Raw genomic sequence first — 1,819 nt, 5'->3', positions numbered from 1 at the left:
GACTATAATTTATGCTGTAAAAATACGTTTTTCATTAGATAGGGCTCCGGGTAGCCCGCATTAACAAAAAATTAATGGCAATCTTCAGGACTGGCATGGTTTTTTCAGTAATTTAGGGAGTTCATTGTTGCTATGAAAAGGCTAGTATTCACTGGCCTGAAAAAAAAATATTACATGAAAAGGAATTTTGTATTCGCATTTTTGGTCCTTCTGATTGCAGTGGCGTCCTGCAGCTTTACCAACCGGTCTTTTGAATCGGATGACAAGGACAAATTATTACTCGACCTGATTACCTACGTTCTGGAACGCGGGCACTACGAGCCCAAGGATATTAACGATGGGTTTTCCGTCAATGTATTTACAGACTTTATAGAGGAGCTGGACCCCACGAGGCGCTACTTTCTCGAGGAGGATCTTCAGGAGTTCGAGCAGTACAAATATCAGATCGACGACCAGCTTAAGAATACGGATATTTCCTTTTTTAATATCGTGTACGACCGGCTGATGATCCGTATGGACGAAGCCCGTGAAATCTACAGGGAGGTGCTGAATGTACCTTTTGATTACTCACAGGACGAGTTTATCGATGTCGACTATGAGAATGTCGGATATGCAACGGACCGGAGTGAGCTCTCCGATCGCTGGAGAAAGCAACTCAAATACGCCACTATTGGCGCCTATGATGCGAAACTCACCCTGGGTGAGGAAGATGAAGAGGCGGAATCAACCCCGGAAGCAGCAGAAAAGGCGGCCCGGGAAAGCACCCTGGAAACCCTTGAGGATTATTTTGAATTTATTGACGAACTGGAGCGTAAAGACTGGTTTGTCCAGTATATCAATACGATTGTAGAAGAATTTGATCCGCACACCCTGTACTTTCCACCGGAAGAGAAGGAGCAATTCGATGTGAGGATGTCGGGCCGTTTCGAAGGTATTGGGGCGAGACTCCAAAAGCAATCGGAAGGTGCGAAGATCGTAGAGATCATTTCAGGAGGCCCGGTATGGCGCGACCAGCGTCTGGATGTCGGGGATGAAATCCTGAAAGTGGGTCAGGAAGGGGAATCTCCGGTAAATATTATCGGGATGCGCCTGTCGGATGCGATTAAGCTGATCAAGGGCCCCAAGGGTACGGTTGTGGATCTCACGGTGCGCAAAGTAGATGGGACCGTAGAGGTGGTTTCCCTGACCCGTGATGTCGTGGAACTGGAAGAGTCTTTTGCAAAATCTGCCATGATTATTAAGGAGGACCAGAAATTCGGCCTGATCAACCTGCCGCAGTTTTATGTAGATTTTGACGACTACAATGAGCGGAATGCCGCCTCCGATGTAGCCAAAGAAATTGAAAGGCTGAAGGAAGAGGGTATTCAGGGACTTGTACTCGATCTGCGTGACAACGGAGGAGGCTCCCTGAAAACGGTAGTTGATATGGCGGGCTTGTTCATTGAAGAGGGGCCTATAGTGCAGGTGAGGTCTTCTGCCAAAGACAAAGAAATTTATGAGGATAAAGATGAGCGCATCCAATGGGATGGACCCCTTGTTATCCTGGTCAACGAGCTTTCCGCTTCTGCTTCTGAAATACTGGCGGCTGCCATGCAGGATTACAAGCGCGCGGTCGTAATCGGCAGTAAGCAGACTTTTGGTAAAGGAACGGTTCAAAACCTGATTCCACTGGAAAGTATTGTCCGAAGCAATGAATACGGGGATTTGGGAGCTATCAAGCTCACCACTCAGAAATTCTACCGGATCAATGGAGGCTCTACCCAATTAAAGGGGGTGGAGAGTGATGTTGTGGTGCCGGACCGTTATAGCTATATCGACC

Annotated in this window: 1 protein-coding gene; it reads left to right on the top strand. The window is 47.4% G+C overall.

Features of this window, described 5'->3' with window-relative positions; genetic code table 11:
* Positions 1 to 174 precede the first annotated feature (174 nt).
* Positions 175 to 1,819, top strand: a 1,645-nt coding sequence (locus WBV75_RS13300) for a S41 family peptidase (protein WP_424121072.1), incomplete at its 3' end; no start/stop codon positions are given.

This window comes from Robiginitalea sp. (assembly GCF_049588695.1).
Taxonomy (GTDB): domain Bacteria; phylum Bacteroidota; class Bacteroidia; order Flavobacteriales; family Flavobacteriaceae; genus Robiginitalea.
This window is presented reverse-complemented; position numbering and strand designations above follow the sequence as displayed.